At 44.7% G+C, this 25752-nt stretch carries 26 protein-coding genes; 22 read left to right on the top strand and 4 right to left on the bottom strand.

Annotated elements, in window-relative coordinates; translation table 11 throughout:
• The first annotated feature begins 54 nt into the window (after positions 1–54).
• The 9 genes from T525_RS0101105 to T525_RS0101065 all read left to right on the top strand — a co-directional run bounded on the left by T525_RS0101105 (position 55) and on the right by T525_RS0101065 (position 10231).
• A complete protein-coding gene (locus T525_RS0101105) occupies positions 55–1284 on the top strand; it encodes an aspartate kinase (protein WP_027405650.1) in 1230 nt (409 codons plus the stop codon).
• 220 nt (positions 1285–1504) lie between these two features.
• Positions 1505–2746 (top strand): pyridoxal phosphate-dependent aminotransferase, encoded by a 1242-nt coding sequence (locus tag T525_RS0101100; RefSeq protein WP_027405649.1) that lies wholly within the window; start codon positions 1505–1507, stop codon positions 2744–2746.
• Positions 2747–2891: 145 nt separating this feature from the next.
• Positions 2892–3521, top strand: a complete 630-nt coding sequence (locus T525_RS0101095) for a DUF47 domain-containing protein (protein ID WP_027405648.1) — start codon at positions 2892–2894, stop codon at positions 3519–3521.
• Positions 3514–4506, top strand: coding sequence for an inorganic phosphate transporter (locus T525_RS0101090; RefSeq protein WP_027405647.1), 993 nt, complete (start codon positions 3514–3516; stop codon positions 4504–4506). Before T525_RS0101095 ends, T525_RS0101090 begins: the two co-directional genes overlap by 8 nt.
• Before the next feature lie 82 nt (positions 4507–4588).
• Positions 4589–5581: a uridine kinase gene (locus T525_RS13835; RefSeq protein ID WP_051533321.1), complete on the top strand. Its 993-nt coding sequence runs from the start codon at positions 4589–4591 to the stop codon at positions 5579–5581.
• A gap of 91 nt (positions 5582–5672) precedes the next feature.
• On the top strand, positions 5673–6308 hold the full coding sequence (locus T525_RS0101080) for a hypothetical protein (protein WP_027405646.1): 636 nt from the start codon (positions 5673–5675) through the stop codon (positions 6306–6308).
• 69 nt (positions 6309–6377) lie between these two features.
• Positions 6378–7409 carry an HlyD family secretion protein gene (locus T525_RS0101075; protein ID WP_027405645.1) on the top strand — a complete coding sequence of 344 codons (1032 nt, stop codon included), beginning with the start codon at positions 6378–6380 and terminating at the stop codon, positions 7407–7409.
• A 184-nt stretch (positions 7410–7593) separates the two neighbouring features.
• Positions 7594–9480, top strand: a complete 1887-nt coding sequence (locus tag T525_RS0101070; RefSeq protein ID WP_027405644.1) for a glutamine synthetase — start codon at positions 7594–7596, stop codon at positions 9478–9480.
• Positions 9481–9640: 160 nt separating this feature from the next.
• The gene (locus T525_RS0101065; RefSeq protein WP_232219170.1) at positions 9641–10231 is read left to right on the top strand and encodes a peptidoglycan-binding protein; all 591 of its coding nucleotides are present in this window, start codon (positions 9641–9643) and stop codon (positions 10229–10231) included.
• Positions 10232–10285: 54 nt separating this feature from the next.
• Here T525_RS0101065 and T525_RS0101060 read toward each other — a convergent pair whose 3' ends face one another.
• Positions 10286–11356, bottom strand: coding sequence for a GGDEF domain-containing protein (locus T525_RS0101060; RefSeq protein WP_027405642.1), 1071 nt, complete (start codon positions 11354–11356; stop codon positions 10286–10288).
• Positions 11357–11604: 248 nt separating this feature from the next.
• Here T525_RS0101060 and T525_RS0101055 point away from each other — a divergent pair, with 248 nt between their 5' ends.
• The gene (locus tag T525_RS0101055; protein ID WP_027405641.1) at positions 11605–11997 is read left to right on the top strand and encodes a hypothetical protein; all 393 of its coding nucleotides are present in this window, start codon (positions 11605–11607) and stop codon (positions 11995–11997) included.
• Positions 11998–12295: 298 nt separating this feature from the next.
• Complete coding sequence (locus tag T525_RS13830; protein WP_051533320.1) at positions 12296–14377, top strand: response regulator; 2082 nt, start codon at positions 12296–12298, stop codon at positions 14375–14377.
• Between the two features lie 45 nt (positions 14378–14422).
• Here the strand turns inward: T525_RS13830 and T525_RS0101045 are convergent, their stop codons facing one another.
• From T525_RS0101045 to T525_RS0101035, 3 genes are read right to left on the bottom strand one after another with little or no spacing between them, the layout of a single operon-like run.
• Entirely contained in the window at positions 14423–14596 is a 174-nt protein-coding gene (locus T525_RS0101045; RefSeq protein WP_027405640.1) for a prevent-host-death family protein, read from the bottom strand.
• Positions 14597–14612: 16 nt separating this feature from the next.
• Entirely contained in the window at positions 14613–14843 is a 231-nt protein-coding gene (locus T525_RS0101040; RefSeq protein WP_027405639.1) for a hypothetical protein, read from the bottom strand.
• 15 nt (positions 14844–14858) lie between these two features.
• Positions 14859–15812 (bottom strand): magnesium transporter CorA family protein, encoded by a 954-nt coding sequence (locus tag T525_RS0101035; protein ID WP_027405638.1) that lies wholly within the window; start codon positions 15810–15812, stop codon positions 14859–14861.
• A gap of 369 nt (positions 15813–16181) precedes the next feature.
• Here T525_RS0101035 and T525_RS0101030 point away from each other — a divergent pair, with 369 nt between their 5' ends.
• The 11 genes from T525_RS0101030 to minD all read left to right on the top strand — a co-directional run bounded on the left by T525_RS0101030 (position 16182) and on the right by minD (position 25750).
• Positions 16182–16889: a TVP38/TMEM64 family protein gene (locus T525_RS0101030; RefSeq protein WP_027405637.1), complete on the top strand. Its 708-nt coding sequence runs from the start codon at positions 16182–16184 to the stop codon at positions 16887–16889.
• A gap of 20 nt (positions 16890–16909) precedes the next feature.
• Complete coding sequence (locus tag T525_RS0101025) at positions 16910–18052, top strand: acyltransferase family protein (RefSeq protein WP_027405636.1); 1143 nt, start codon at positions 16910–16912, stop codon at positions 18050–18052.
• A 175-nt stretch (positions 18053–18227) separates the two neighbouring features.
• Positions 18228–18488: a DUF4321 domain-containing protein gene (locus tag T525_RS0101020; protein WP_027405635.1), complete on the top strand. Its 261-nt coding sequence runs from the start codon at positions 18228–18230 to the stop codon at positions 18486–18488.
• A 10-nt stretch (positions 18489–18498) separates the two neighbouring features.
• Positions 18499–19086 (top strand): nucleoside triphosphate pyrophosphatase, encoded by a 588-nt coding sequence (locus T525_RS0101015; protein ID WP_027405634.1) that lies wholly within the window; start codon positions 18499–18501, stop codon positions 19084–19086.
• Positions 19058–19744: a DNA repair protein RadC gene (gene radC, locus T525_RS0101010; RefSeq protein WP_027405633.1), complete on the top strand. Its 687-nt coding sequence runs from the start codon at positions 19058–19060 to the stop codon at positions 19742–19744. The genes T525_RS0101015 and radC overlap by 29 nt, the downstream gene beginning before the upstream one ends.
• An 85-nt stretch (positions 19745–19829) precedes the next feature.
• Positions 19830–20867 carry a rod shape-determining protein gene (locus T525_RS0101005; RefSeq protein ID WP_027405632.1) on the top strand — a complete coding sequence of 346 codons (1038 nt, stop codon included), beginning with the start codon at positions 19830–19832 and terminating at the stop codon, positions 20865–20867.
• A 1-nt stretch (position 20868) separates the two neighbouring features.
• Positions 20869–21804: a rod shape-determining protein MreC gene (gene mreC / locus T525_RS13825; protein WP_051533319.1), complete on the top strand. Its 936-nt coding sequence runs from the start codon at positions 20869–20871 to the stop codon at positions 21802–21804.
• Entirely contained in the window at positions 21801–22295 is a 495-nt protein-coding gene (mreD, locus tag T525_RS0100995; protein ID WP_027405631.1) for a rod shape-determining protein MreD, read from the top strand. Before mreC ends, mreD begins: the two co-directional genes overlap by 4 nt.
• A 20-nt stretch (positions 22296–22315) precedes the next feature.
• Positions 22316–24262: a penicillin-binding protein 2 gene (gene mrdA / locus T525_RS13820; protein ID WP_232219169.1), complete on the top strand. Its 1947-nt coding sequence runs from the start codon at positions 22316–22318 to the stop codon at positions 24260–24262.
• 31 nt (positions 24263–24293) lie between these two features.
• Positions 24294–24941, top strand: coding sequence for a septum site-determining protein MinC (gene minC / locus T525_RS0100985; RefSeq protein ID WP_027405630.1), 648 nt, complete (start codon positions 24294–24296; stop codon positions 24939–24941).
• 11 nt (positions 24942–24952) lie between these two features.
• A complete protein-coding gene (minD, locus tag T525_RS0100980; RefSeq protein ID WP_027405629.1) occupies positions 24953–25750 on the top strand; it encodes a septum site-determining protein MinD in 798 nt (265 codons plus the stop codon).
• Positions 25751–25752 lie beyond the last annotated feature (2 nt).

Raw genomic sequence — 25752 nt, 5'->3', positions numbered from 1 at the left:
ATAGTATGGAATCGTTTCCGCGCGGGCGTTTGTTTTGAATCATAGGAGGTAAATATGGCTCTTATTGTTAAGAAATTTGGCGGCTCCTCAGTGGCAACCACTGAGAAAATCCTTAATGTGGCCAAGAGAATTATTGCCGAAAAGCAGCCAGGGGATCAGGTGGTTATGGTAGTATCTGCCATGGGTGATACTACAGATGAACTGATAGAACTGGCAAAGCAGATCAATCCTAACCCTTATCAGTATGCCCGTGAGATGGATATGCTGATGACCACAGGAGAACAGGTTTCCATTGCCCTTCTGACCATGGCTTTCCGCACTCTTGGGCAGAAGGCAGTTTCCCTTACGGGTCAGATGGTGGGCATGAAGACCAATGCCGTTCATACCAAGGGCAAGATTATGGATATTAAGCCAGCCAGAGTAAAGAAGGAGCTGGAAAAGGGCAATATAGTAGTGGTTGCCGGCTTCCAGGGAGTTGATGAACACGGTGACCCTGTTACGCTGGGCCGTGGCGGTTCTGATACCTCTGCTGTGGCATTGGCCGGTGCTTTGAAGGCAGATGCCTGCGAAATATACACTGACGTTGACGGTATTTATTCAGCAGATCCCCGTCTTATCCCTGATGCCAGAAAAATGCAGGAAATAACCTATGATGAAATGCTGGAAATGGCCCGTTTGGGAGCCGGGGTTATGCAGCCGCGTTCCGTGGAAATGGGCAAATACTTTAATATTCCGATTCATGTTCGTTCAACCTTTACAAACGCACCAGGCACAATGATTAGGGAGGCATATACAATGGAAGAGAAGGATTTCGTGATTCGTGGAGTAGCACATGATAAAAACGTGGCAAAAATAGCAGTTCTCGGCGTTCCTAACAATCCGGGCATTGCAAAGGAGATTTTCTCCGCCCTGGCTGACAAGAACATTGCCGTAGATATGATTGTTCAGAGTATCAGAAATATCGAGAAGAATGTAACAGATATGGTATTCACCACCACCCTTGACGATCTTCCTGAGACCAAGAAGACTGTTGATGTTGTGGCAGAGAAGCTCCATGCAGTAGCTGTTCTTATTGAGGAGGATGTGGCAAAGGTTTCCATTGTAGGTGCCGGTATGCTGGGCAATCCTGGTATTGCTGCAAGAATGTTTGGTGCTTTGGCAGATGCAAACGTTAATATTGATGCCATCAGTACCTCTGAAATCAGCATTAGCTGCCTTATTAAGGGCTCTGAGCTCAGTGAAGCAGCAAATGCAATTCACAAGGAATTTTTCCCGGAAAAGTAAAATCTATAGAATAAATAATGAGGAGGATGACCCTATAGGGAAATCCTCCTATATTATTGCCTGTTTTTAGACTTCTATGCCGAAAAGTATATAATTAATATAAAAATATTTAATATTTGAACTATACTTTTTTGAATAAAATAAAGGAAAAATTATGTAAAAGTGGTATAATGATTTAAAAGAGTAATAATATTTTTAATTTTAAGGAGGCTGAAAATGTATGAGTTCACAGGTTGCTTCACACCGGGTTGGTAAAAAGCTGGTCGATGTTATTTTTGGGGCAAGTGGTGCCTGTAACGAGGCGATTAAGGTCCATGGTGCTGAGAAGGTTACCAATGCCACTGTCGGTTCTATTATAGGTGAGGATGGCAAGCTGGCCTGTCTTCCTACTATGGAAAAGGCGTTTAGAGGACTGAAGATTTCTGACGTGGCTGCCTATGCTCCACCTGCCGGTCTTCCGGCATATTTGGATGCTGTTATCGGCCTCACATTTGCTGATAATAAGCCTGAAGGTCATATTGCAGCGTGCGCTACTTCTGGTGGAACAGGAGCACTGCACATGGCAATTCAGAACTATTCCGAGATTGGCGACCAGGTATTGACCTCTGATTGGTTCTGGGGAACCTACAATCCTCTTTGCCAGGAGGCCGGACGCAGTCTTGCCACCTATCAGCTCTTTGATGATGACATGAATTACAATGTCAAGGCGTTGGAAGCAAAGGTGGAGGAGCTTTTTGCCAAGCAGGATTCCCTGCTTATTATCATTAACACCCCTGCCCATAATCCAACGGGCTACAGCCTTACTGATGATGAGTGGACCAAGGTTCTTGATATGTCCAAGGCTTGGGCCGCCAAGGGCAAGAAGGTTAATCTTATGGTTGACATTGCTTATATTGACTATGCCGGTGAGAAGAATGAGACCCGCCGTTTCATGAAGCAGTTCAGCAATCTTCCGGAAAACATTTTCGTAATGTTTGCTTTCTCCATGTCCAAGGGCTATACCATGTATGGTCAGCGTACAGGAGCTTTGATTGGTCTTTCTTCCAGTGCTGAGCTTATTGAGGAATTTAAGAACGTTACTAAGTTTACGGGCCGAGCCACTTGGTCCAACATAAACCGTGGTGCCCAGACCCTACTCACCACCATTCAGCAGGACAGCGCTATGCTGGCCCAGTTTGAAAAGGAGAGGGATGAGCTGTATGGCGTAATTCGCGACAGGGCTGCCATCTTTATGAAGGAAGCTGAGGAATGTGGTCTTAAGGCACTGCCGTACAAAGCTGGTTTCTTCATTTCCGTGCCAGCCAAGGATTCTGCCGCTGTATGCGAAAAGATGCATGAGGATCTGATTTTCGCCGTTCCACTTAAGAAGGGTGTTCGTATTGCAGTATGCTCCATTCCTAAGGCAAAGATGTATGGTATGGCTGCCAAGGTTCTTAAGGCACTTAAAGCGGTAGAGGGATAATACAGAATAATAAGCCCAAAAATTCCAATAACAAGGAGGAGACATGGTGCCATGTCTCCTCCTTTACTATTGGGAAAATTAATTGTTAAAAGCCTCTGTTATGTGTTATAGTTATAGTAGAATGGGTTTGGTAAGGGAGGTTACTATGTTTAATTTTAACAGAAAAGGTGATTCAGAATTTTATGATCTTTTCCTGGAAAGTGCGCAATTTTTCTATCAGGGCTCACTTTTAATGGATGAGGTAATGGTGGATCACCGTAAAGCTGATATAAAGGTTAAGGAGATTAATGACATTGAGCATAAGGCTGACAGAGTCAATGACCGGATAATTGACAAGCTGAATCAGACCTTTATTACTCCGATAGACCGTGAGGATATTTATGCCATTGCCAACGGGCTGGATGATGGCGTAGATTTGCTGCAGGGCATTTTACAGCGCATCGTTATTTATCATACAGGTGAAGCCCGTGAGGGAGCTATCAGACTCACCAAGCTCCTGATTGAGTGCACCAAAAAAATTATCAGGGTTTTGGAGTTGTTGCCGGAAATCAGCAAAAACCAGGAGGAGCTTCTCAATCTCACCAGCGAAGTCAGCAAGCTTGAAAGTGAGGGGGACCACATTTTCAGAAGCGAGCTGGCCTATCTCTTTGCCCAGGTGAAGGATCCTATTGAGCTTATCAAGTGGAAGGATTTGCTGGAGGATTTGGAGGATACCCTGGATCATTGCGAAAAAATGGCAGATTTGCTTAGAGGCGTGGTAATGAAGTATGCTTGATTTACATCCTTTTATTATTATTGTAATAGTACTGGCTCTGGCATTTGATTTTATTAATGGTTTCCACGATACTGCAAATGCTATTGCCACTTCTGTATCCACCAGGGCAATTTCGCCAAGCCGAGCTATTATGATGGCGGCTGTACTTAATTTCTTCGGTGCCATGGTAAGTACCGGCGTTGCCAAGACCATAGGCGGAGACATCGTGGTGGGGCATATTGACCAGCCAATCATAATAGCCTCTTTGACAGGCGCTATTATCTGGAATCTGCTGACATGGAAAATTGGTCTTCCAAGCAGTTCTTCCCATGCATTGGTAGGTGGCCTCATTGGCGGCGTTCTCATGTCTGATATGGGGATGGCGGGACTTAATTTTAATGGCATCGGAAAAATTGTCATTGCCTTGGTAACATCACCTTTGGTGGGTATGGTTATAGGCTACATCATTATGAATTTGATGTTCCAATTCTTCCAGAATTCCAGCCCTTCCAAGGTAAATCATCGTTTTAAAAAAATGCAGATTGTTACGGCAGCCACCATGGCCTTTTCACATGGCTCCAATGATGCCCAGAAATCCATGGGTATTATTACCCTGGCCCTGGTATCCGGCGGTGTCCTGCAGGAATTTGAGGTTCCTCTTATTGTAAAAGTGCTTTGCGCTACTGCCATGGCCGTGGGTACATCTGTAGGCGGCTGGAGCATCATAAAGACTGTAGGCGGCAAGATAATAAAGCTGGAGCCTATTAACGGTTTCGCAGCGGATTTGAATTCATCAATTACTATATTTACAGCAACACTGCTGCATTTGCCTGTAAGTACCACCCACGTTGTATCAGGTTCTATCATGGGTGTGGGGGCAGCCAAGCGCATTAAGGCTGTGCGCTGGGGTGTGGCCCAGCAGATGGTGATGGCCTGGGTGCTTACTATTCCTTGTACTGCAGCTATGGGTGCTCTTTGCTATGGCCTGCTGATGAGTATTTTTTAATTGATTGAAGGGCAAAAACTAAAGAGATTAAGTGACTGTCGCAAGCGGTCACTTTTCTTGTATATAAAGGACGGTGGGGGTTATGTTTAAGGAAGTATTGGAGGAAGCCAAGGAATGGGCAAAGATTTTGCACTGCTCCTACGTTTCTGATTTGAATAATATAATTGATAATGGTGGTATCAGCGACCTAATCCGGGTTTCAGAGGCACTGCATGAAAAGAAGATTGCCAATATTGCGGACCGTATTTCCGGAGATTTGAACAACAATCGCCTGATTCTTATAGCAGGACCATCATCTTCTGGCAAAACCTCTTTTGCCCAGAGATTAAGAGTTCAGTTGAGAGTAATGGGGCTGGAGCCGGTTTCCCTGTCTATTGACAATTATTTTGTTAATAGGGAGGACACTCCAAAGCTTCCGGACGGGTCCTATGATTTTGAGTCCATAGATGCAGTGGATACCAAGCTCTTTAATGAACAGCTTTCCGCTCTGCTTGAGGGGGAAAAGGTAGTTATTCCAACATTTAACTTCAAAAAGGGAATAAGGGAAATGAATCCTTCCAATGTAAGGCAGATAGCCTTGAATCAGCCTATTATCATAGAGGGGATTCATGGTCTCAATGAGAAACTTACCAGTGCTATTCCGCGTGATCACAAGTTTAAAATATATGTCAGTGCCTTAAATCAGCTTAATATGGATGAAAATACAAGGATTTCCACATCAAGGGTGCGCCTTTTGCGTCGTATAGTCCGTGATTTCCGTACCCGGGGCCGCACGGCTGATAATACTATTGCCCTGTGGCCGGGGGTAAGGGCCGGAGAGGAAAAGTATATATTCCCTTATCAAGATGATGCGGATGTTATGTTTAATTCTGCCCTTATTTATGAACTTGGTGCTCTTAGACACCATGTTATGTACATGCTGGCGGAGATTTCCCCGGAGGATAAGTCCTATGAGAAGGCCCAGGAGCTGCTGGCCTTCTGCCGCAATTTTAAATCCATATATGATCAGCGGGACATTCCGTGCAATTCCCTCATCAGGGAATTTATTGGAGGCTCCTGCTTTGATGTAAGCTGATTTACCCAATTTTTAGCTTTTAATAATTATTTAAGGACTAACGCTGTTTTACGTGGTATAATCATAAGAAAGGCGTAGAGGGGTGACTCCTATGGTAAAGCTGAATCGCAATTATGGTATTAAGTTTTTATCTGGATTATTGCTCGTAAGTTCTTTGGTATTTTGTGTGGTCCTTTCCCAGTCTGCCGAGGCTGCACTGGGCGGTCAGGAGATTGATGCAGAAAAGCCACAGCAAAGGATACAGTATCAGGTGCCACGGCGTTGGGCTGACAGAAATGAGCTGGCTGCCACCATAGCCAATAATTATGGCGTGCCTTATGGTGCTGTTATTAAATACTGTAATGAGAACGGATGCCTTGAGGATGCCTGTCGCATTGCTTATATGGCCAAGCTGACAGACAGTTCCTTTGACAGCGTTGCTGGTCTGAAAAATTGTGATAATACATGGACTGATGTATCTGAAGCCTTGGGGATTTCCGAGGATTTGGTAAGGGCGTACAGACAAAATGCCCTTATAGATAGAATCAATCTGAGATACGGTATTGATAGGGCTTCAGTTGCTGCCCTTATTGAGCAGCGGTATAAAATTATGGATATAGTGAAGGCAAGCCGTTTGGCCCATGAAACTGGCATGGATGTGATGACGGTTATGAGCCATAAGGCCTTGAACAATACTTGGGCTGAAGTGGCGATGCAGCTTACAGGAAGTGAGCTTGAAGGTCTTTGATATTAGTTTTGTACATATATTGGGAATCTGTGTATAGTCGCAGATTCCCATTTGTTTTGGAGGTTTGTTTTGGCAGAGATAGATGTTACTGATAAAGCAAAATTAATAATAAAATATGGCCTGGCAGGGGTGATTGGCCTGACTCTGCTGTGCTCCAGCCTTGTATGGTACATAATGTACTCCTGGGGGCATCTGGATATATACGATGCAAAGATTGCCGGCAATATGGTGGGAGCCAGGGCCGGAGCTCCGGGCAGTGTTACTGAGGTAATGGTCCATGACGGCGATAGGGTTAAGGCCGGTGATGTTATAGCCCGAATCGAGGTAACTGTTACCGAGGAGCAGATAAGGCAGATGGAACAGACTCTGGAGCTTTCTGAGAAGAATTTGGCCCAGATAAAACAGGGAGTTATGGTGCAGCGGCCTGTTGTTCATTCGGGAGGCGGCGGTGCATCCTCGGCAGAAATTGAAAATGCCAAAAGTAAGCTGGATCAGATGAACAGGCTTTATGAAATGGGGGCTGTCAGCGGTATTCAGCGTGATGAGGCCGCAGCCCAGTATCAGGCGGCTCTTTCCCGTGGGAGCGGCTCCGCCACAGTTACTTATGAATCATCATATCAGCCGCCAAATGAAGAGGCTGTCAGACGGGCGGAAATTCAGGTGAACCAGGCCCGTATGGCCCTGGAACAGGCAAAAACCAGCAGCAGTGCCACAGAAATTACAGCTCCCGTGGATGGGATGGTTTATCTTAACGGCATTGAAAACGGCTCTGAAATAAAGGCCGGGGATGTGGTTGCCTACGTGGGCAATGATAATGATATTTGGGTGGAGGCATATCTCAGCCAGAGTGAAAGCGATTATGCCTTGCTGGGGCAGCTTGCATACTTCTTTGTTGACAGAATTAAGTATGAGGGTACTGTGGTGGAAGTAATTCCTCCGGAGCAGGAAGATAATAGCCAGGAAAATAGCGGTGCCAACAGTGAGGCAGGCTATACCAGCCCTTATCCTGCGGGCAAAATAGTAGTGAAGATAGCCATTCCGGCGGAAGCAAAGGCCGGGATCCACTTTGGTAACAATGTGGATGTAAGATTTAACAAATAAATAAAAAAATCCTTGCAAACGGGATTTAGTTGTGCTAATATCTGTCTTGTAAACAAATTGCATATAAATGGCGATGATGCCACATGGACTACTGTGTTGTAGTCTGTGTGGCTTTTTTGTTTACGGATTACTTTTTGTATTTAGGCTATTGTAAATAATATTTTTAAAAAAGGTGGTAAAGGTTATGGAAGAATTATTATTTGTGATCCCAGCTAACTCCAAGAAGGAGGAAATTATTGAGACCCTTAAGGCTCATCCTGAAATCATGTATGTATCTCTGGTGGGAATTGATCTGGCCGGCAACGATACTGATGAGAAGATTCCTATGCGTGTGTTCCTTAAGGATATTGATGATTTTTATTCAGGCCGTGCTGTACAGACTGATGGTTCATCAGTAGTTCTTTCCGGTATTGCTACCCTTAACAACGCCAAGGTTGATATGCCGATTGACTCTAGTGTAAATTGGTTCGTGGATTACAACTTTGAAAACTATGATGAGAAGACCGGCCTCCCGGTAGGTACGCTCCGTATTCCGGCTTTCCTCATTCACGAGGGCAGACGTGTAGATTCCCGTTCCGTATTGGCTGACACTCTTACCTTTGTTAAGAAGGAGCTACTGGATATTTTCCACAACCATCCGAAGGTTTCCGGTCTGGAGCATATTGATTGCAGCAAAATCAAGGACATCAGCTTTACCTCCGCTACTGAGCTGGAGTTCTGGGTAAAGACACCTCTTTCCCATGTTCATGTGGATGAAATGTTTGCCTCCCAGGTTATGCAGGAGCAGTATTGGCAGAGAACCCACGGTATCGTCCGCACTGCATTGGAGCAGACTGTAAAGCGTCTTGACGATTACGGACTGAAGGTTGAGATGGGCCACAAGGAAGTTGGCGGTATCAAGGCTCAGATGGACAAGGGGGGCAATATGACCTCCGTTTGCGAGCAGATTGAGGTTGACTGGCGCTTCGATGATGCCCTCCAGGCAGCAGATAATGAGCTTTTGGCCCGCACCATTATTAAGCAGACCTTCCGCCTCAATGGTCTGGAGGTAAGCTTCAAGGCCAAGCCTATGATTGGTGTTGCTGGTAATGGTGAACACACCCATATCGGTTTGGCAGCTATTATGGAGGATGGTTCCTTCGTTAACCTCTTTGCACCAAAGGAAATGAAAGCTGATTTCATGAGTGCTGTTGGTTATGGCGCCATTATGGGTCTTTTGAAGAACTACGAGGTTATTAATCCATTTGTTTCTGCCACCAATGATTCCTTGAACCGCTTGAAGCCTGGATTTGAGGCACCTGTTTGTATTGTAACTTCCCTGGGACATACTCCGGACATTCCTTCCCGTAATCGTACTATTCTGGCTGGTCTGGTTCGTGATGTTACCAATCCGGCAGCTACCCGTTTTGAACTTCGTGCCTGCAACCCATATACTGATACTTATCTGGTATTGGCTGCAATCTACTCTGCTGTTCTTGATGGTGTGCGCTATGCTATTACAAAGACCACCAAGGAGCTCTTGGCTGAGTTGTCCAAGGAGGCCGGAGATGATGCCGGTTATCTGGAGAAGGACAGGGCATATCGCTCCGAAGAAGATGTGTTTGAGGACTATACAGCAGATGAGCGCAATCGTCTCTTTGGTGCCCCACCGGCAACTGTTTGGGATAATCTTTCCGCTCTTGACAAGTATCCTGAAAAGCGTAATGCCATCACTTCTGCCGGTGCTTTCACTGATCCTATTATTGAGGCCTTCAAGGAGGGGGCTCTTACCCGCTGGAAGACTGAGCTGATTGCCCGTATCATTCCTGAGAACCGTGACATTGTCCGGGCTGCCAAGGAAATCAAGTCCGAGTACGTTACTGATCAGGATGCATACAATTGGAACAAGATTAATGAGCTTCGTTATTATCTTGCCAAGGACAGCATTGACGAGAAGTCTCTCTTCACTCTGCTGATTAATGCCCTTAACGAGGGCGATTATGAGATGGCCTCCGGCCTCCAGGTGGAGATGTATGATCGCATTGAAGAGCTTAAGTCCCTCTATGATGCTTATGTGAAAAATATAATTTGATAATCCTTTACCACCATAATGACCCCCATGCCACGAAGCTCTTTCTTCGGTGTGGGGGTCATATTTTTCAGATGGGTCTTGAATTGTCTGAAAATTTGACGCAATTATAAAGAATATGATAAAATGAGCCTGTGTTGAAATCGAAAAGAGAGGTGATTTTTTGAGATTTGGCAAGCTGATGTTTTGCACTTTGATTTGTGCAATGGTTATGATGTTTTGTGCTTCAGCTATGGCATCCGGTGTTTTGGTCAAGGAAGGTTCAACTGGCGCAGATGTGGTAACAGTACAGGCGTTGTTAAAGGAAAAAGGTTTTTTCTCTGGTGAGGAAGACGGTGTCTGTGGCCCAGAAACGGTCCAGGCTATTAAAGCATTTCAGAAATCTGAGGGTTTGGAAGTAGATGGCATTTGTGGTGCTCATACATATAGACGCCTGGATCCTTATGCTCAGGAAAATGACATTGAAAAAGGCATTGAAGGGGGACGTGCTGTTTTTGTTCATGCAACGGCCTACAGCCCTGAGGAGACCAGTGGCGTGACTGCCTCGGGCACTGCAGTAAGAAAAGGCGTTATTGCCGCAGATCTCAGTGTTATTCCTATGGGAACCAGAGTGTATATTCCCGGCTATGGTGAAGCTGTAGTTGAGGATTGCGGTGGCAGTATTGTTGGCAATATTATTGATATCGGCTTTGACACTTATGTAGAAGCAATAGCCTTTGGCAGACAGGACATTGAAATTTACATTTTAGATTAATAAAAAAATGCGACCTAAGGCCGCATTTTTTTACGTAAAAATATATTGATTTGATTATCGGTTACTGTTTTTGTTGGTGTACATCATGGTGTCAGCATTGTGAATAATATCTGCAATTTTCGTTTCGCCGTTAAAGAGTTCATATCCAACTGATACTGTTGGCAGGGCTGGTTCCTTTCGGCGCAGGTCTTCAATAAGAGTGTTGAAGCGTTTGTTTAGCTTAACCACTGTTGATTCGCTGCGAAAGGAATTCTTGTTGAGAATAACGCAGAATTCATCACCGCCTATACGGTAGCAAAGACCCTTGGAATTGTAGCACCGCAGGATGGCCTTGGAAATTTTTTTCAGGACACTGTCACCATATGCATGGCCATAGGTATCGTTCACATCTTTGAATTTGTCTATGTCGAAAATGATAATGGCTGTACGGTCTTTTAGACTGGCCAGATGACTTTCATAGGAATGACGGTTTAACAACTTTGTCAGGCCGTCACATTGAACCACCAATTCTATGTAATAAATGTAGAACAGCACGCAGCAGGCGTCTACGGATAACCAGGCTGTCCTTACTTCGCCATTCATCATATTGGCCCCGATTCCGATAAATAGAGAGCTGAAGGCTGCTATCAGGGAACTTAGATTCCTGTTCTGATATTTTCGGCTAAAGAAATACGCTTCCCAGAACATGACGGCAATGGCTGCAGTGTAGCAGGCAACGTAAATGAAATAATAGTCGCCACGGCAGCAATAATTTGCTTCATCAATGTAGAATATGGAGCCGGTCCAAAGTGATGAAAATTCCAGGAGAGCATGAGCCAGCAAAAATATTATAACAATACGGTTGTGTTTTATGTTTCCTATGGCATATATCCACAATACAACCAGGGTGGGGGCCAGGCTGAATTCAATACTGCTGAATATGGCGTGCAGCCATCTCGGGAACAAAGGGTTGCCATTTGCAAAATATGTAAGCCATTCCAAAAATGAAACGAATACAATGACGGTAAAACCAATACAAAAGCCTTTTCTTGCATTTTCTGTAACTATATTTGAATTATTGATGTGTACTATCATTATTACACTGAGAACAATAGTGATAAGTACAACTGTTGAATAAAAAGACATACAATTACTCCTGAAAAAAACAATTCTCCAATATTATAGCATGAAATACATAAGAATGATATAAATAAGTAAAAAGTCCCACGAAAAAATATTAAAATTCCTCTATACGTTTATAGGTAATTCATAGTATACTACTTAAAAAAATATGCAAACTTTTGTAAAACTTTTAATTTGATGATTGTATTTTGATTATATAACTTTTGCATGCCGTATCTGTTGTTATTGTGAAAATGAAAGAGAGTGATTGTATGTATACTTATTTACAGGAGGTTCAGCACGAGAAGGAGCTGCTTCCTTTTGCCAGTATTTCTGATGCTGTTCGCGATAACTACGATGTCCGTTCCATAGGCAATGCAGTGCCAAAAAGCTTTTTGCGCCGGCTGCTGATACTTCTTGAAGATGAAAAGGGACATATATATTATGCCCAGAAGCCTGAGACTATCTACATGATTAACCGTGTCTATGGCTGCAAGGATGAGATTTTGAAAATTTTTGCCAAAATCGACAAGGTTCTGGAAAAAAGTCCCGGGGTTATTATAACTATTGGGGAAAATGAATATGTTATGAGTCGTACCATGCCAAAACGTATTGCCATTCCACGGGATAAAATGAAGCGCCTCACACTTGATGATATTTTATAACGAGCTTTAAGATGTCCCCCACCTCTTTAGGTGGGGGAAAATAAACTACAACAGCTGGCGAGCATATCTCCCAGCTCGTTGAAACGCTAATTGGAAGATTTTTCTTCTAAAGAAGAAAAATTTGAACAATGGCGTTATAATTAGGCAGAGGCCTTTTTTTGCCTTTGATTTGTGCCTTGTGCCAGTGGTATTTTTTCAGTTATTTTTTCTTGACTACAGAGCGAAATTTTAGGAAAATATAGTATAAGAGTATAACTATGTTAAATTTAGCATTAGTTTTAGGGGAGGCACGTGCCTTATGGGAGTTGAGGAAAAGGTATCAGCTCTTGATACACGCATAAAAGAATATTTGTGGCGATATACCGAAGGAAAGGACAATGCCGAGTCACACAACAGGGAGCTGTTGAAAGATCTCAGGGAGAGTATGGACTGTGGTCTTGCTTTTGTGTTGACCAGAAATTTCTCTGGCGACAGATTTTATGTTTCAGAGGTAAGCTTTGAGGGCGGTGACGATAAGCTCAGTGGTGCAGAGTTTGCTGTTGAAAGCCAGGAAGCCAAAAAGCTTGCCCAGGTTCTGGACGAAAACTGTGTAGGTAGTGAACCTCTGACTTTCCTGGGGGATAATTTTGCCAATCCTATTCTGTATTTTGCTGTTGTGGTTAGGGATGAAGTATGGGGCCTTGTGGGCGTTATGGACTTCCATACTGAAAATCGTAGCTGGACTGATGTGGAGAAGAAATCTCTCTTCAAGGTAGGTAAGATTTTTGCCCTTCAGATTCAGGATGCCCATTTGGAGGAAGCTTTGCTTCAGACTGAGAATGCCAACAAAGCAAAGCAGCAGTTCCTGTCTGATATGTCCCATGATATTCGTACCCCTATGAATGCGATTATTGGTTTTGCTACTTTGGCGGGAAGCCACCTTCAGGAGTTTGAGAGGGTTCAGGCTTATCTGGACAAGATTACTGCTTCCAGTAAGCACCTTCTTAGTATATTTAATGATGTACTGGATATTACCCGCATCGAGGATGGCCGTGTTCATTTGGAAGAACTGCCTCAGTCTCTGGGTGATATGATGAATGATATAAAGAACATCATTCAGGGGCAGGCAACAGCCAAGGAGATTAATTTCCTGATGGAAACAGCTGGAGTGGTTCATGAATGTATTTTCTGCGACCGTCTCCGTTTTAATCAGGTTCTATTGAACCTCATAAGCAATGCTGTGAAATATACAAATCCGGGTGGCAAAGTTACCGTTACCATCAGTGAGGTTCCTTCCAACAAGGCGGGGCATGTGGCCGTTGATTTCGAGATTGTGGATAACGGAATTGGCATGAGCCCTGAGTTTGTGGAGCATATCTTTGAACCGTTTGAACGTGAAAACAATTCCTCCGGCAATCTGGTTCAGGGCACTGGCCTGGGTATGGCCATTACAAAAAATATCATTGACCTTATGGGCGGTGATATTGTAATTAACAGTACCCAGGGTGAAGGTACCCAGGTGTTGCTGCATCTGGATATGAAGCTGCAAAGTGACGTATATGTAGATGGTGATGTGGAACAGCTTCCGGTGATTGTGGGTAAGAAGGCTCTTATTGTTGTCGATTCTGATGATACATGCAACAGTCTCATGGGGATTTTGGAAAAGCTGGGGTCCCAGGTTGAGTATACCATGTCTGCGGATAAGGCTCTTCAGCTTGCAGAGCAGGCAAGGGACAAGAGCGAGGAATATAATGCCTACTTCGTCAGCTGGCGTATAGATGAAAAGGTTGGCGGGCTCGACGTAGTTAAGCAGCTTCGTCAGCTGGTGGGCAGCGATATGCCGATGTTCCTCATAACCGATGGCATGAATTCCGGTGTTGAGGAGGCGGCCTACAGTTCTGGTGTTTCTGCATTTATTGAGAAGCCGCTGTTCCTGTCAGATGTTAAGAAGACCATAAAGAGTGCCATGAATATCCGTGATACGGATACTGAGGAACACTCCATTGCCCAGGAAGAATTTATGGGCAGACGTATTTTGTTGGCAGAGGACAACAAGATGAATCAGGAAATTGCCATTACCATTCTTGAGGAGGCCGGGTTCTTTGTGGATTTGGCTGAAAATGGAGAAGTGGCAGTAACCAAGGTTACTAATCACCCACCAAAGCATTATGATGTAATCATTATGGATATAAAGATGCCTGTTATGGATGGTTATGAGGCCACCCGCCAAATTCGCTCCCTTGAGGAGGAAGGCAAGAAGGATGTGCCGATTATTGCCATGACAGCAGATGCCTTCTTTGAGGATCGTCAGGCGGCTTTTGCCTGTGGAATGAATGAGCATCTTGCCAAGCCGATTGATGTGGAGCGGCTCTTCGGCATTCTCAAATCACTGCTTGATTGACAAGGGTGAAACATAGTTTAAATAAAAATAGACTGCTTTGGCAGTCTATTTTTTATTATCATATAATTTTTTCTGTATTTCGTTGTAGGCGTCCATTGACATAACCACCAGATTTTTGTCATTGGCCCGCTGTACGAAAATAGTTTCCTTTTCATCTGTGGCCTTATCGGCATAGATGGTAAATTCCTTCAGAAAATCTGATGATGGAACAGCAATCATATATGATCCCCCTCGCTTAGCATGAGTTCTTTCCAAGTCTTGGATGGCTGGCGGGGCGTAGACTTCTCAAGCGGATGGTTCTGATGGCATCATCCAGATTAATATCGTCTCTGGCAGTATCGTATTCATATACGCACATGGGATGTTCAACGCCAAGCTCGCTGGCAGGCATGTAAACAAATTCTCCCGTTTCATTGTCCCCGAAAATTACGCCAGACCTAAGTTGTGATTCAGTCATTGTTGCCATGGTGAAACTCCTTATTTAGAACATATCCCGTTTCCACAGCAGATAGCCGCAGACAACCACCAGTACGCCTGCGATGCCAAAGATATAGCTGAAGGCCCAGGTGCTTTCTGACATTGGCACCGGAACGTTCATGCCAAAGAAACTGGAGATAACTGTCGGAATTGCCAACAGAATGGTGACAGCCGCCAGGAATTTCATGACCTGGTTAAGATTGTTGGAAATGATGGAGGAGAAGGTATCTGCAAGCCGTGCAAGAATCTTGCTGTACATCTCAACCATTTCCTTGGCCTGCTTATTCTCAATAATAACATCCTCCAGCAGATCTTCGTCTTCCTCGTAATATTTCAGCATAGGCTGCATGGTGGAGTTGGTTCTTAGGCGCATAAGCTTGTCCAGCACTGCACCATTGGAACGGAGGGAGGCGTTAAAGAATGTCAGGGATTTTTGTAACTCCAAAAGCTTTAAGATTTCTTGATTTCTCATGGAGTGACGCAGATTACGTTCTATTTCATCTGATTGCTTGCTGATCTGACGCAGATAGCTCAGATAGAAGGTGGCAGATCGATAAAGAATCTGGAACAGAAATCTGGTCTTCTTGAAGGTTCGGAAGAAGCGGGCATTCTTTTCGTTGAAATAAGATAGAACTGGCGTTTCTTCCAAGCATACAGTGATAATATAATCTTCAGTGACAATAATAGCCAATGGCAAGGTATCATAGCCGCCTTCTTCCCTGATAACAGGTACATTGGTCAAAATCATGACACTGTCGTCCTCAATATCAATATGGGAGCGTTCTTCATCATCAAGAGCTGAACGCAGGAAGTCGGGCTCAACCTCGGTAAGGTTGCCCACCACCTTAAGCTCGTATGGTGTAGGGTCAACAATGTTAATCCAGGCTCCGTTTTCCAGAGTTTTCAGACTTAACTCGTAGAGAGGACCATTCTCGTGAGATTTGTAAATTTTGAGCATTATGGTACTCCTTTCACTTTGAAAGAGACCATAAGACCTTAAAAATACAATTACCTTAAATTATTAAATAAGGCAAAGGAAAAAAGGAATACGGTCTCTGTGTTTTTTGTCAATTCACCCGGGGGTTCCGGACTAGGATAATCTGTATCCATTTTTTCCTCACCAACTTTTCAGCTTATTTTGAGCCTTGCTGTATATACTTAATATACTTTAAGATCATTAAAATATTACTACCAGACCTGATTTTCGTCAATATTTTTATCCTTTTCAGGGTAATAAAGGCAAAAGTTGGAAGATTTTTCCTTTCAATGGAAAAATATGAGCAATTGCGTTATAATTACACGTATTGAATATTGTAGGAGGCATCTTATGCAAAAGAAACGCTCTGTAGCCACCATTAAGATAGGTGCAGTTTTGATAATGCTTGCCCTGTTTTTGATAATATATCTGATAAACCCGGCCTTTTTCAATGAGCTTTGGGCTGTTTGCCTCAGCGGCGACATGAATCAGGTGGCAGAATATATAAATTCCTTTGGCCCCTGGGCTATGCTGTTCAGCTTCCTTTTGGTGCTGTGCGTTAATGCCATTGGATTTCCGCCTGCCATTATATTTTCTTCGGCTAATGCTCTGATTTTTGGTATTGTGCCGGGAATTATCCTGGCCTGGCTGGCAGAAACAGTAGGTGTGGTAATCAGCTTTCTGTTGCTGAGATTTTTATTTAGGGATGCGGCGGAGGAAGTCATTGCCAAGAACTCCTATTTGAAGAAAATTGATGATATGAGCGGCAAGGAGGGCTTTAAGATTATGCTTATTGCCCGTCTGGTACCATATCTTCCCTCAGGACTGCTTAATGCGGTGGGGGCTCTCAGCAAAATGACATTAAAGGATTATACGCTGGCAGCTCTTATTGGCAAGCTGCCTTCTACTGCCATTGAAGCAATGATTGGACATGATGCAGTAACTGCCAGTGAAAATCCATACCGCCTGGTATTTAATATTGTGCTGGCAATAGTAGTGGTAGGCTCCTTTTTAATTTATGAAAAGCGGAAAAAGAAGCAACAGGGTATTGAGGATTAATTTTAGCGAGGTTTGGTATTATGTCAGAGGTTTCCACAATTACGGCAGGTTCAAAAAGATTTTTCTTTCTCGATAATTTAAAGGCGTTCATTATTTGTCTGATGATAGTGTTTCATATAGCCATGAGCTATATGCAGTATGCCCCGGAATGGTGGTATGCGGTGGACAAGTCTGATCCCCAGCTGTCCTTTACAATGTTTGTGGTTTGGGCAGATATTTTTATTATGCCCGTTATGTTTTTTGTTTCCGGATATTTTGGTATTATGTCCATGTCAAGACAGACAGCAAAAAAATTCTGGATCTCAAAGCTTATTCGGATTTTTATTCCATGGGTATTGGGTGTACTTATATTGTCGCCTGCAGTTACATACCTCATTTTTGCCACCCGCCATGTGCCATTGCCTTTTATGGAGTTTTTGAATAAGGTATTTTTCTTTGGGCCCCTGTTTTCCCATACCCAGTACTGGTTCCTGGGAACCCTGTTTTATCTGTATATTTTGCTGTTTTTGGTGGTGAAAATAAAGCCTGCCATAAAGGAAAGGCTCAACCCCGCAGAGCCCGGCAAGCCATTCTTTCTGATAGTTGCTGTATTGTCTTACGCCCTTACGGTGGGAGCCTATTATTTGGTGGGGGGGAACAATGATAACTGGTCAAAGGTTTGGCCAATTTTCCTTTATCAGCCCACAAGAATTTCCCTCTATATAATTTATTTCTTTGCGGGAGTTTATGCCTGGAGAAAGCAGTGGTTCACGGAAAAGGGATTTAAGCTGGATCCTACTCTTTGGATTCCGGCCTTTATTTTCACAGGCGTATTTTATACTGGCTATACCTTCTTCGGACAGGCTACAGCAACCCCTGTAACCTTTATGGTGGTAAAATCCGCTCTTCACAGCCTTTTTGCCATGTCCTCGGTTTTTGGCCTGCTGGCCCTGTTTCAGGCAAAGCTGGACTATACCAATGGATTTATGAAGGCCATCAGTGATAATTCTTACGCTATGTACTATGCTCATATGGGACTGGTAATGCTGGTGGTATGGGCTCTTATGGGGATGAGTCTCCCGGTTTATGTAAAATACATTTTAGCTTGTGCATTGGGGCTGATATTTACCTATGTTGTGGGCAGGATACTGATGTTTTTGCCTTTTTTTGCTCCCAGAAAATAGGGGAAAGAGCCCTTTGAAAAATCTTGATTTTGTCTTTAAGAAATCTGTATAATTATAACGAGGTGTGGATTACCCACACCTCGTTGAAACGCTGATCGGAAGATTTTTTTTTTGAAAAAAATTTGAACAATGGCGTTATAAACGGAGAATTATGTAATGGAGGTTTATTGTCATAATGAAAAGAAGTTATGGCACGTTAATCGTGTTTGTAATAATTGGTGCTGTTCTTGGCGGCATTATTGGAGATTTATTATCCGGCGTTGATGCAGTATCCGGGGTTATGCCTTATCTTGTGCATACCTATCCGGTATTGGAGATGACTCCGGCTACATTGAATTTGTATGTAATCCAGTTAACTGCCGGATTATCTTTTACACCTAATCTCATGAGTATATTGGGTATGGTAATTGCTATTATTTTGTTCCGCCGTTATTAAGGGGTGTGTGATGATAATTTTGGCGTCAGCATCTCCCCGCAGGCGGGAGCTATTGGAGCAAATCGGCTGCAAGTTTGAGGTTATAACAAGCAACGCCGATGAGATTACAGATACCAGTCTGGAACCTCACCAGCTGGTGGTACAAAACGCGCATTTAAAGGCGGCAGCTGTGGCAGCCGAGCATCCGGAGTATCCGGTGCTGGGCTCCGATACGGTTGTGAGCCTTGATGGACATATATATGGTAAGCCTCGGGATAAGGAGCATGCCAGAGAAATGCTAAATGCTTTTTCGGGTAGGACTCACCAGGTAATCACTGGTATAGTTCTTGCTTGGAAGGGAAAATTCTGGCAGGCATGGGAAACGACAGAGGTTATGTTTTCTTCTTTATCCGCAGATCAGATTGATGCTTACATAGCCACGGGAGAGCCGGCTGATAAAGCCGGGGCCTATGCCATTCAAGGCAGGGCGGCTGTGTTTGTAGACGGAATCAGAGGTTCTTACTCCAATGTCGTAGGTTTGCCGCTCCATTGTCTTGATGGTCTTGCCCGGAAAGCGGGGATTGATTTATATGACAATGGTGAAGGATCTTCCAGTTGATGACCGTCCACGGGAGAGGCTTATGGCCTATGGCCCGGGAATTCTCAGCAACGCTGAGCTTCTGGCAATTTTGCTAAGAAGTGGATCCAAGGAAAAGTCGGCAATGCAGCTGGCTCAGGAAATTTTGAGCCAGCATCGTGAGAGCGGGGTATTGGCTCTGGCTACAATGTCTGTAGAGGAGCTGATGGGGTACAAGGGTATTGGCTCAGCCAAGGCCACATTATTGGCTGCGGCGGTGGAGCTGGGTAAAAGGCTGAATATGAATGATTCGGCCCAAAAGCCTGTTGTACGTTGTCCCGCTGATGCGGCGGATTACGCAATGCCAAGGCTGCGCTTTGAGCAGCGGGAGCATTTTGCAATCATACTGTTGAATATCAAACATCATATTTTGTCCATGCCTATTATATCTATTGGAAGTTTGACAGCTTCGGTGGTTCATCCACGGGAGGTGTTTAAGGCTGCTGTCCAAAATTCAGCGGCTGCCATGATACTTGTTCATAACCACCCCAGCGGAGACCCATCTCCCAGCCGGGAGGATCTGAACATTACCAGACAGCTTATGGAGGCGGGAAAGCTAATGGATATACCAGTTTTAGATCATATTGTCCTTGGAGATAATAAATATATTTCCCTAAAAGAGGAAGGTATGATACAATGACATGTGGCTCAATATTTATGGGTCAAAAATTTGCAGACAATATGTAGGCATTTAGCCGAGCTATATTGAAGGGAGTTATTTATTTATGTGGAGTTTATTTGGTGGTTTATCCCATGATATGGGTATTGACTTAGGTACTGCAAACACTTTGGTGCATGTTAAGGGCAAGGGAATTGTTCTTCGTGAGCCATCTGTTGTTGCTATAAAGAGCGATAGTGGCGAGGTACTGGCAGTTGGTGATGACGCAAAACGCATGCTGGGCCGTACTCCGGGCAGCATTATCGCCATTCGTCCAATGAAGGACGGCGTTATTGCAGATTTTGATGTTACTCAGGCCATGCTGAAGTATTTTATCCGCAAGGCTATGAATACCAAGTCCTTTGTTCGCCCTCGCGTTGTTGTGGGCGTTCCTTCTGGTGTTACCGAGGTTGAGAAGCGTGCTGTTATCGATGCCGCCCAGCAGGCTGGGGCCCGTGAAGCATACCTCATCGAGGAGCCTATGGCTGCTGCCATCGGTGCGGGACTTCCTGTGGAGGAGGCCACTGGTTCCATGGTGGTTGATATTGGCGGTGGTACCACAGAGATTGCAGTTATTTCCCTTGGTGGTATTGTTACCAGCTGCTCTATCCGCATTGGCGGTGATGAGATGGATTCTGCCATTATCCAGTACATCAAGCGCGTATATAACCTTATGATTGGTGAACGTACCGCTGAAGAAATAAAGATTACAATCGGTTCTGCCATTGTAAATCCTAATGCTGATAAGACCATGGATATCCGTGGCCGTGATCTGGTAAGCGGTCTTCCTAAGAACCTTACCATAAGGGCAAGCGAGATTCGTGATGCTCTCAGTGAGCCGGTATTTAAGATTATTGACGCTGTAAAGAGCACCTTGGAGAAGACTCCGCCGGAGCTGGCAGCTGATGTAATGGATCACGGTATTATGATGACTGGCGGCGGTGCTCTGCTTACCAATCTGGACAAGCTTCTCAGCAATGAGACCGGCATGCCGGTATTGGTATCCGAGGACGCTCTCTCCTGTGTTGGCGAGGGAACAGGCCGTTCTTTGGAGAATATTGAGCTCCTGAAGCGTGTTGTAATGACTACAAAGAAGTTGAGATAAAATGAGCAGGATTAGACGGGATAATAATACACATAAGACTACCTGGATGCTCGTGGTGGTAGCAGTCAGTATCTTTGTGATTATTTTTTTCGCTGCCCGTGGCCGCATGGCACCTGTGTTGACAAGTCCAGCCGTTATATCGGCCCTGGCCCCATTTCAGCGTGCCATTTCCTGGGCTGGTGCCCAGGTCAATGGTGCGGCTACAACTGTATGGGAAGTGGCAACTGTATACTATCAGAACAAGGAGCTGAGGGAAGAGGTTATTGCCCTTCGCCAGCAAAACCTTCAGGCTGCTGAATTTGCAGCCGAGAATATGCGTTTTAGGGAAATGCTTAATTATAAGACATCCGCAGTCCAGTTTGATTTGATGCCCGCCAAGGTAATTGGCAGGGAGTCTTCAACCTGGACCAGTATGATTGTGGTTAATCGCGGGTCTTCTGATGGTATAGCCAAGAATATGGCAGTGGTGACAGAAAAGGGTTTGGTTGGCGTAGTTACAGAAGTGTCACCAAATGCCTCAAAGGTTCAGCTGATACTGGATCCACGATCATCTGTAGGTACGCTGGTGCAGCGTCCGGAATCCAGAGTTGCCGGTATTGTTCAGGGCAATCCAAGTGATCCCATGCTGCCTCAGATGATTAATATTCCCCGCAATTCAGACGTTATTGAGGGGGATGTTATTGTAACCTCAGGCTTTGGCGGCGTTTATCCAAAGGGACTGCTTATTGGTTCTGTGGCTGATATTCAGAACGATGATGGTGGACTTTTGGAGATTGCCTATCTTTACACTGCTGTAGATTTCCAAAAGCTGGAGGATGTACTGATTATTACAGCTTCCCGTGAAGCACCACCGGAACCTTTGACTGCTCCAAAGCAGACCCCGGGAACGGAGACTGACAAGGACGGCAATCCAATAGGTGGGGATGGAAAAAGATGAAGAATTTTCTGGCCTGGCTATTATTTGTTTTAGTAGTTTATGCATTTCAGTCCGCCTTCATGCCATTGGTGTATTTTTATGGCATGGGGCCGGACTTAATATTGTTAATGACCAGCTCCATAGGCCTTCTCAATGGCAAAAAGGTGGGAAGCTTTGCTGGTTTTATATTGGGTCTTTTTGAAGATCTGGCAACAGGAACTTTTTTTGGCTTAAATGCTTTCACTAAACTTCTTGTGGGTTATGTGTGCGGCATTTTTTCCACCAGGGTGCTTAAGGACAGCTTCGGCCTGCCAGTAACGGCATCCATTCTGAATACTGCAGCTGTTTTCCTCATTACTGAGGCTATAATGCTGCTTTTGGGTTATCGGTTTAATATATTCACTCATCTTTATACCAGGCTGGGGCCTCTTGTTTGTTATAATTTAGTGTTTGCCTGGCCAATGCATTGTGCCGTAAGATGGATGCATAATAAGACATCAGAAAAGAAATGACGAGTGTGGGAGTTTTTTGAGTGGACACAAACACAAATAATATAGAGTTTGGCGGTCGCCTGCGGGTAATCAGCTATATTATTGTGCTGGTTATTGCAGTGCTTATCGGCCGCATTGGTTATTTGCAGCTATATGATGGGGACTATTATGCAAACCTTGCAGATGGAAACCGTATTCGTATAGTTCCTGCAGTAGCTCCCCGTGGCACCTTTTATGACAGAAATGGCAATACGATGGTTACCAACAGACCAGGCTTTGCAGTGTCACTTTTGCCGTTGACTGAACCCATTTCCGATGAGGTTATAAATCGCCTGTCGGCTCTTTTAAAGGTTCCCAAGGGGGACATTGATGAAAAGATTGAGGCACATATAGGCTTTGATCCAATTCGCATAAAAACAGATGTGGGTCCTGAAATCCTCAGTATTATTGCTGAGCAGAAGGATCTTTATCCCGGCGTAGTGGTGGAGGTTCTGCCAATCCGGGAATATATATACAAGGAACAGGCTGTACACGTTTTTGGTTACGTTAGTGAAATCAATGATGCGGAGCTGGAGGCCAAGAAGGATTCACCTCACAAATATAAGATGGGTGATATTGTTGGCAAGGCCGGCTTAGAACGCGTATATGATTTGGAACTGCGTGGCGAGGACGGCGGTGAGCAGGTGGAGGTAGATGTTACTGGCAAGCCTGTGGAAATACTTGGAAAGAAAAATCCTGTTCCCGGCTCAGATCTGTATCTGACCATTGACAAGGATATTCAGGCCGCAGCGGAAAAGGCTGTTGATGAACAGCTGGTGGCTGTAGGAGCCAAGGCGGCCGCAGTGGTTGTTATGAACCCACAGACCGGTGAGGTGCTGGCCATGGTCAGCCGCCCATCCTTTGATCCTAATTTGTTTGTAGGTGGCATTTCCTCCAAAAATTGGAATGCCATTAATAATAACCCCAACCATCCAATGGACAACAAGGCTATAACAGGTGAGTATCCGCCAGGTTCCACCTTTAAGATTGTCACTGGTACAGCGGCTCTGGCGGAGCACGTGGTCAGTCCTGAGGAGAAAATCTTTGACTCGGGTAAACATTGGATTGTAGACAAGGGAAATGCAGATGGAGAGGCCCTTGGTTATATCAATTTTGAAGAGGCCATGGCCCATTCCGATAATGTATACTTCTATGAGATGGGTAATCGTCTCGGTATTGACCGTTTGGAAAAATATGCCCGCATGTTTGGACTTGGCCAGCCCACTGGCGTAAATCTCCTCTTTGAGGCAGAGGGGCTGGTGGCTTCCCGGGAATACAAGCGTAAAGTATTTGAAGATGACTGGTATCTGGCGGAGACCTTCGATGCTGCCATTGGGCAGGGCTTCAACAATGTTACCCCTATTCAGGCTGCTATGGTAATGGGGGAAATTGCCGCTGATGGCAAGCGTTATAAGCCATATCTGGTGGATAGAATTGTGGATCCGGATGGTAAAACAGTTAAAAAGTTTAAACCGGAATTAGTGGGCCAGCTGGAGGTTGAGCCTCAGCATATAAGGCTGGTTCAGCAGGGGCTAAAGGGCGTTGCCAAATATGGTACTGCTGCTTCAGTTTTTAGAGGCTTTCCTATAGAAATCGCCGGAAAAACTGGAACTGCTGAGAATCCCCATGGACGTGACCACGGCTGGTTTGTGGCTTATGGGCCATTTGATAATCCAAATGTGGTTGTTGCAGTTATTGTGGAACAGGGCGGTTATGGTGCAGCTTCGGCTGTACCTATTGGGCGGAAAATTCTGGAGGCCGCCTTTAATATTCCGGATCCTGCCAAGCAGGCAGAATTGGAACGTCAGAGAAAGCAAGCTGAGCAAGCCCAGAAAAATAAACAGAACAATTCAAATTCTAATAACAAGACTCAGGAGCAGCCGGCAGTTGTCAATAATGCCCCAGTGGCAGGCAGGGAGTACGGTGCTGCTAATGGCAAAAAAAATTAATTTATCTTAATTTAAGATAGGTGGGGAGAATATGAGCAGGGATTTGGTAACAATAAAGGGAGGCAAGGATGGCTTCCGTTTATTGGTGGACAGTTCAGCCAGCATGGAAGAAATCGAGGCCGAAATTAAAAAGAAGCTCAATGAGAATCCAGGCTTTTTCCCTGAGGGAACTAAGTTTGAGCTGGAGGTAGCTGACTTGGACCGTTCTGTGAAGAAGGGAATAGGTCAGATATTGAGCCAACATGGCTTGGGGGTGGAGATGTCTGCCAAGAAAGAACCACCACCAGCACCAGCCGAAAAATCACAGATGCCGCCTCAATATGTTATTCAGCATGGCGGCAATGTAGAAGCTCAGGAAATGACTGTGGTGGAGCATACTGTACGCGGCGGTGAGGAAATCACCAGCCAGGGCTCAGTATTGATTATGGGTAATATAAATCCGGGTGCTCAGATTATTGCCGGTGGCAGTATAGATGTGCGGGGAACATGTAGGGGCATGGTTCACGCCGGGGCCTGGGGAGATACAAGTGCAGTGGTTATTGCTGACAGGCTTATGCCAACTCAGATTCGCATAGCCAACATGATTGCCCGTTCTCCTGACATAATGGAGAAAAGTGATTTTGCTGAGCGGGCATCTATTAAAGATGGACAAATAATTATTGAACCGATAGAAAGGTAGGATTTGTGAGAATGAGTGAAGTTATTGTTGTTACTTCTGGTAAGGGTGGTGTAGGTAAGTCTACCACAACTGCAAACCTTGGTGTGGGGCTGGCCATGCGTGGCAAAAAGGTAGTTCTGATTGATACTGATACCGGCCTTCGCAATCTTGATTTGCTTCTTGGTCTGGAGAATCGTATTATGTACGATCTCATTGATGTTGTGGATGGCCGTGTGGAGATTAAGAAGGCTCTGGTGCGCCACAAGAAATATGAAAATCTCCAGCTTTTGCCTACTTCCCAGGTGAAGGACAAATCTGCAGTAAATCCTGCTGATCTTATGGCTCTTTGCGATGAGCTTCGCAAGGAATATGACTTTGTAATTATTGATTGCCCGGCAGGTATTGAACAGGGTTTCCAGACTGCAATTGCTGGTGCGGATACTGCTATTGTTGTTACCATGCCGGAGGTATCTGCTGTTCGTGATGCTGATAAGATTATTGGTGAACTGGGCCGCTCCGAAAAGGACAACATCAAGCTCATCATTAATAGAATCAGACCTGCCATGGTTGACAGCGGTGAGATGATGGATATGGATGATATCAACGATATTCTGGCCATCAAGTGCATTGGCCAGGTGCCCGATGATATAAAAGTAGTTACCTCTGCCAACCGCGGTGAGCCAGTGGTTGGTGATGGTGATTCCCAGGCCGGCAAGGCTTATGAAAATATTGTGGGACGTCTCCTGGGTGAAGATATCCCGTTCATGGAATTTGAAAAAGAAGGCTTCTTCAAAAAGCTGATGAAGGCCTTCAAGCTTTCCAAAGATTGAGA

The sequence above is a fragment of the Anaerovibrio sp. RM50 genome (genome assembly GCF_000622005.1).
Taxonomy (GTDB): Bacteria; Bacillota; Negativicutes; order Selenomonadales; family Selenomonadaceae; genus Anaerovibrio.
The sequence above is the reverse complement of the archived record's forward strand: the minus strand, read 5'-3'. Positions and strand labels throughout refer to the sequence as shown.

Excerpts from the sequence above, each read along its gene's own strand:
- T525_RS0101105 (WP_027405650.1), top strand. The coding sequence starts at position 55 with ATGGCTCTTATTGTTAAGAAATTTGGCGGCTCCTCAGTGGCAACCACT.
- T525_RS0101100 (WP_027405649.1), top strand. The coding sequence starts at position 1,505 with ATGAGTTCACAGGTTGCTTCACACCGGGTTGGTAAAAAGCTGGTCGAT.
- T525_RS0101095 (WP_027405648.1), top strand. The coding sequence starts at position 2,892 with ATGTTTAATTTTAACAGAAAAGGTGATTCAGAATTTTATGATCTTTTC.
- T525_RS0101090 (WP_027405647.1), top strand. The coding sequence starts at position 3,514 with ATGCTTGATTTACATCCTTTTATTATTATTGTAATAGTACTGGCTCTG.
- T525_RS13835 (WP_051533321.1), top strand. The coding sequence starts at position 4,589 with ATGTTTAAGGAAGTATTGGAGGAAGCCAAGGAATGGGCAAAGATTTTG.
- T525_RS0101080 (WP_027405646.1), top strand. The coding sequence starts at position 5,673 with ATGGTAAAGCTGAATCGCAATTATGGTATTAAGTTTTTATCTGGATTA.
- T525_RS0101070 (WP_027405644.1), top strand. The coding sequence starts at position 7,594 with ATGGAAGAATTATTATTTGTGATCCCAGCTAACTCCAAGAAGGAGGAA.
- T525_RS0101060 (WP_027405642.1), bottom strand. The coding sequence starts at position 11,356 with ATGTCTTTTTATTCAACAGTTGTACTTATCACTATTGTTCTCAGTGTA.
- T525_RS0101055 (WP_027405641.1), top strand. The coding sequence starts at position 11,605 with ATGTATACTTATTTACAGGAGGTTCAGCACGAGAAGGAGCTGCTTCCT.
- T525_RS13830 (WP_051533320.1), top strand. The coding sequence starts at position 12,296 with ATGGGAGTTGAGGAAAAGGTATCAGCTCTTGATACACGCATAAAAGAA.
- T525_RS0101045 (WP_027405640.1), bottom strand. The coding sequence starts at position 14,596 with ATGATTGCTGTTCCATCATCAGATTTTCTGAAGGAATTTACCATCTAT.
- T525_RS0101040 (WP_027405639.1), bottom strand. The coding sequence starts at position 14,843 with ATGGCAACAATGACTGAATCACAACTTAGGTCTGGCGTAATTTTCGGG.
- T525_RS0101035 (WP_027405638.1), bottom strand. The coding sequence starts at position 15,812 with ATGCTCAAAATTTACAAATCTCACGAGAATGGTCCTCTCTACGAGTTA.
- T525_RS0101030 (WP_027405637.1), top strand. The coding sequence starts at position 16,182 with ATGCAAAAGAAACGCTCTGTAGCCACCATTAAGATAGGTGCAGTTTTG.
- T525_RS0101025 (WP_027405636.1), top strand. The coding sequence starts at position 16,910 with ATGTCAGAGGTTTCCACAATTACGGCAGGTTCAAAAAGATTTTTCTTT.
- T525_RS0101020 (WP_027405635.1), top strand. The coding sequence starts at position 18,228 with ATGAAAAGAAGTTATGGCACGTTAATCGTGTTTGTAATAATTGGTGCT.
- T525_RS0101015 (WP_027405634.1), top strand. The coding sequence starts at position 18,499 with ATGATAATTTTGGCGTCAGCATCTCCCCGCAGGCGGGAGCTATTGGAG.
- radC (WP_027405633.1), top strand. The coding sequence starts at position 19,058 with ATGACAATGGTGAAGGATCTTCCAGTTGATGACCGTCCACGGGAGAGG.
- T525_RS0101005 (WP_027405632.1), top strand. The coding sequence starts at position 19,830 with ATGTGGAGTTTATTTGGTGGTTTATCCCATGATATGGGTATTGACTTA.
- mreC (WP_051533319.1), top strand. The coding sequence starts at position 20,869 with ATGAGCAGGATTAGACGGGATAATAATACACATAAGACTACCTGGATG.
- mreD (WP_027405631.1), top strand. The coding sequence starts at position 21,801 with ATGAAGAATTTTCTGGCCTGGCTATTATTTGTTTTAGTAGTTTATGCA.
- minC (WP_027405630.1), top strand. The coding sequence starts at position 24,294 with ATGAGCAGGGATTTGGTAACAATAAAGGGAGGCAAGGATGGCTTCCGT.
- minD (WP_027405629.1), top strand. The coding sequence starts at position 24,953 with ATGAGTGAAGTTATTGTTGTTACTTCTGGTAAGGGTGGTGTAGGTAAG.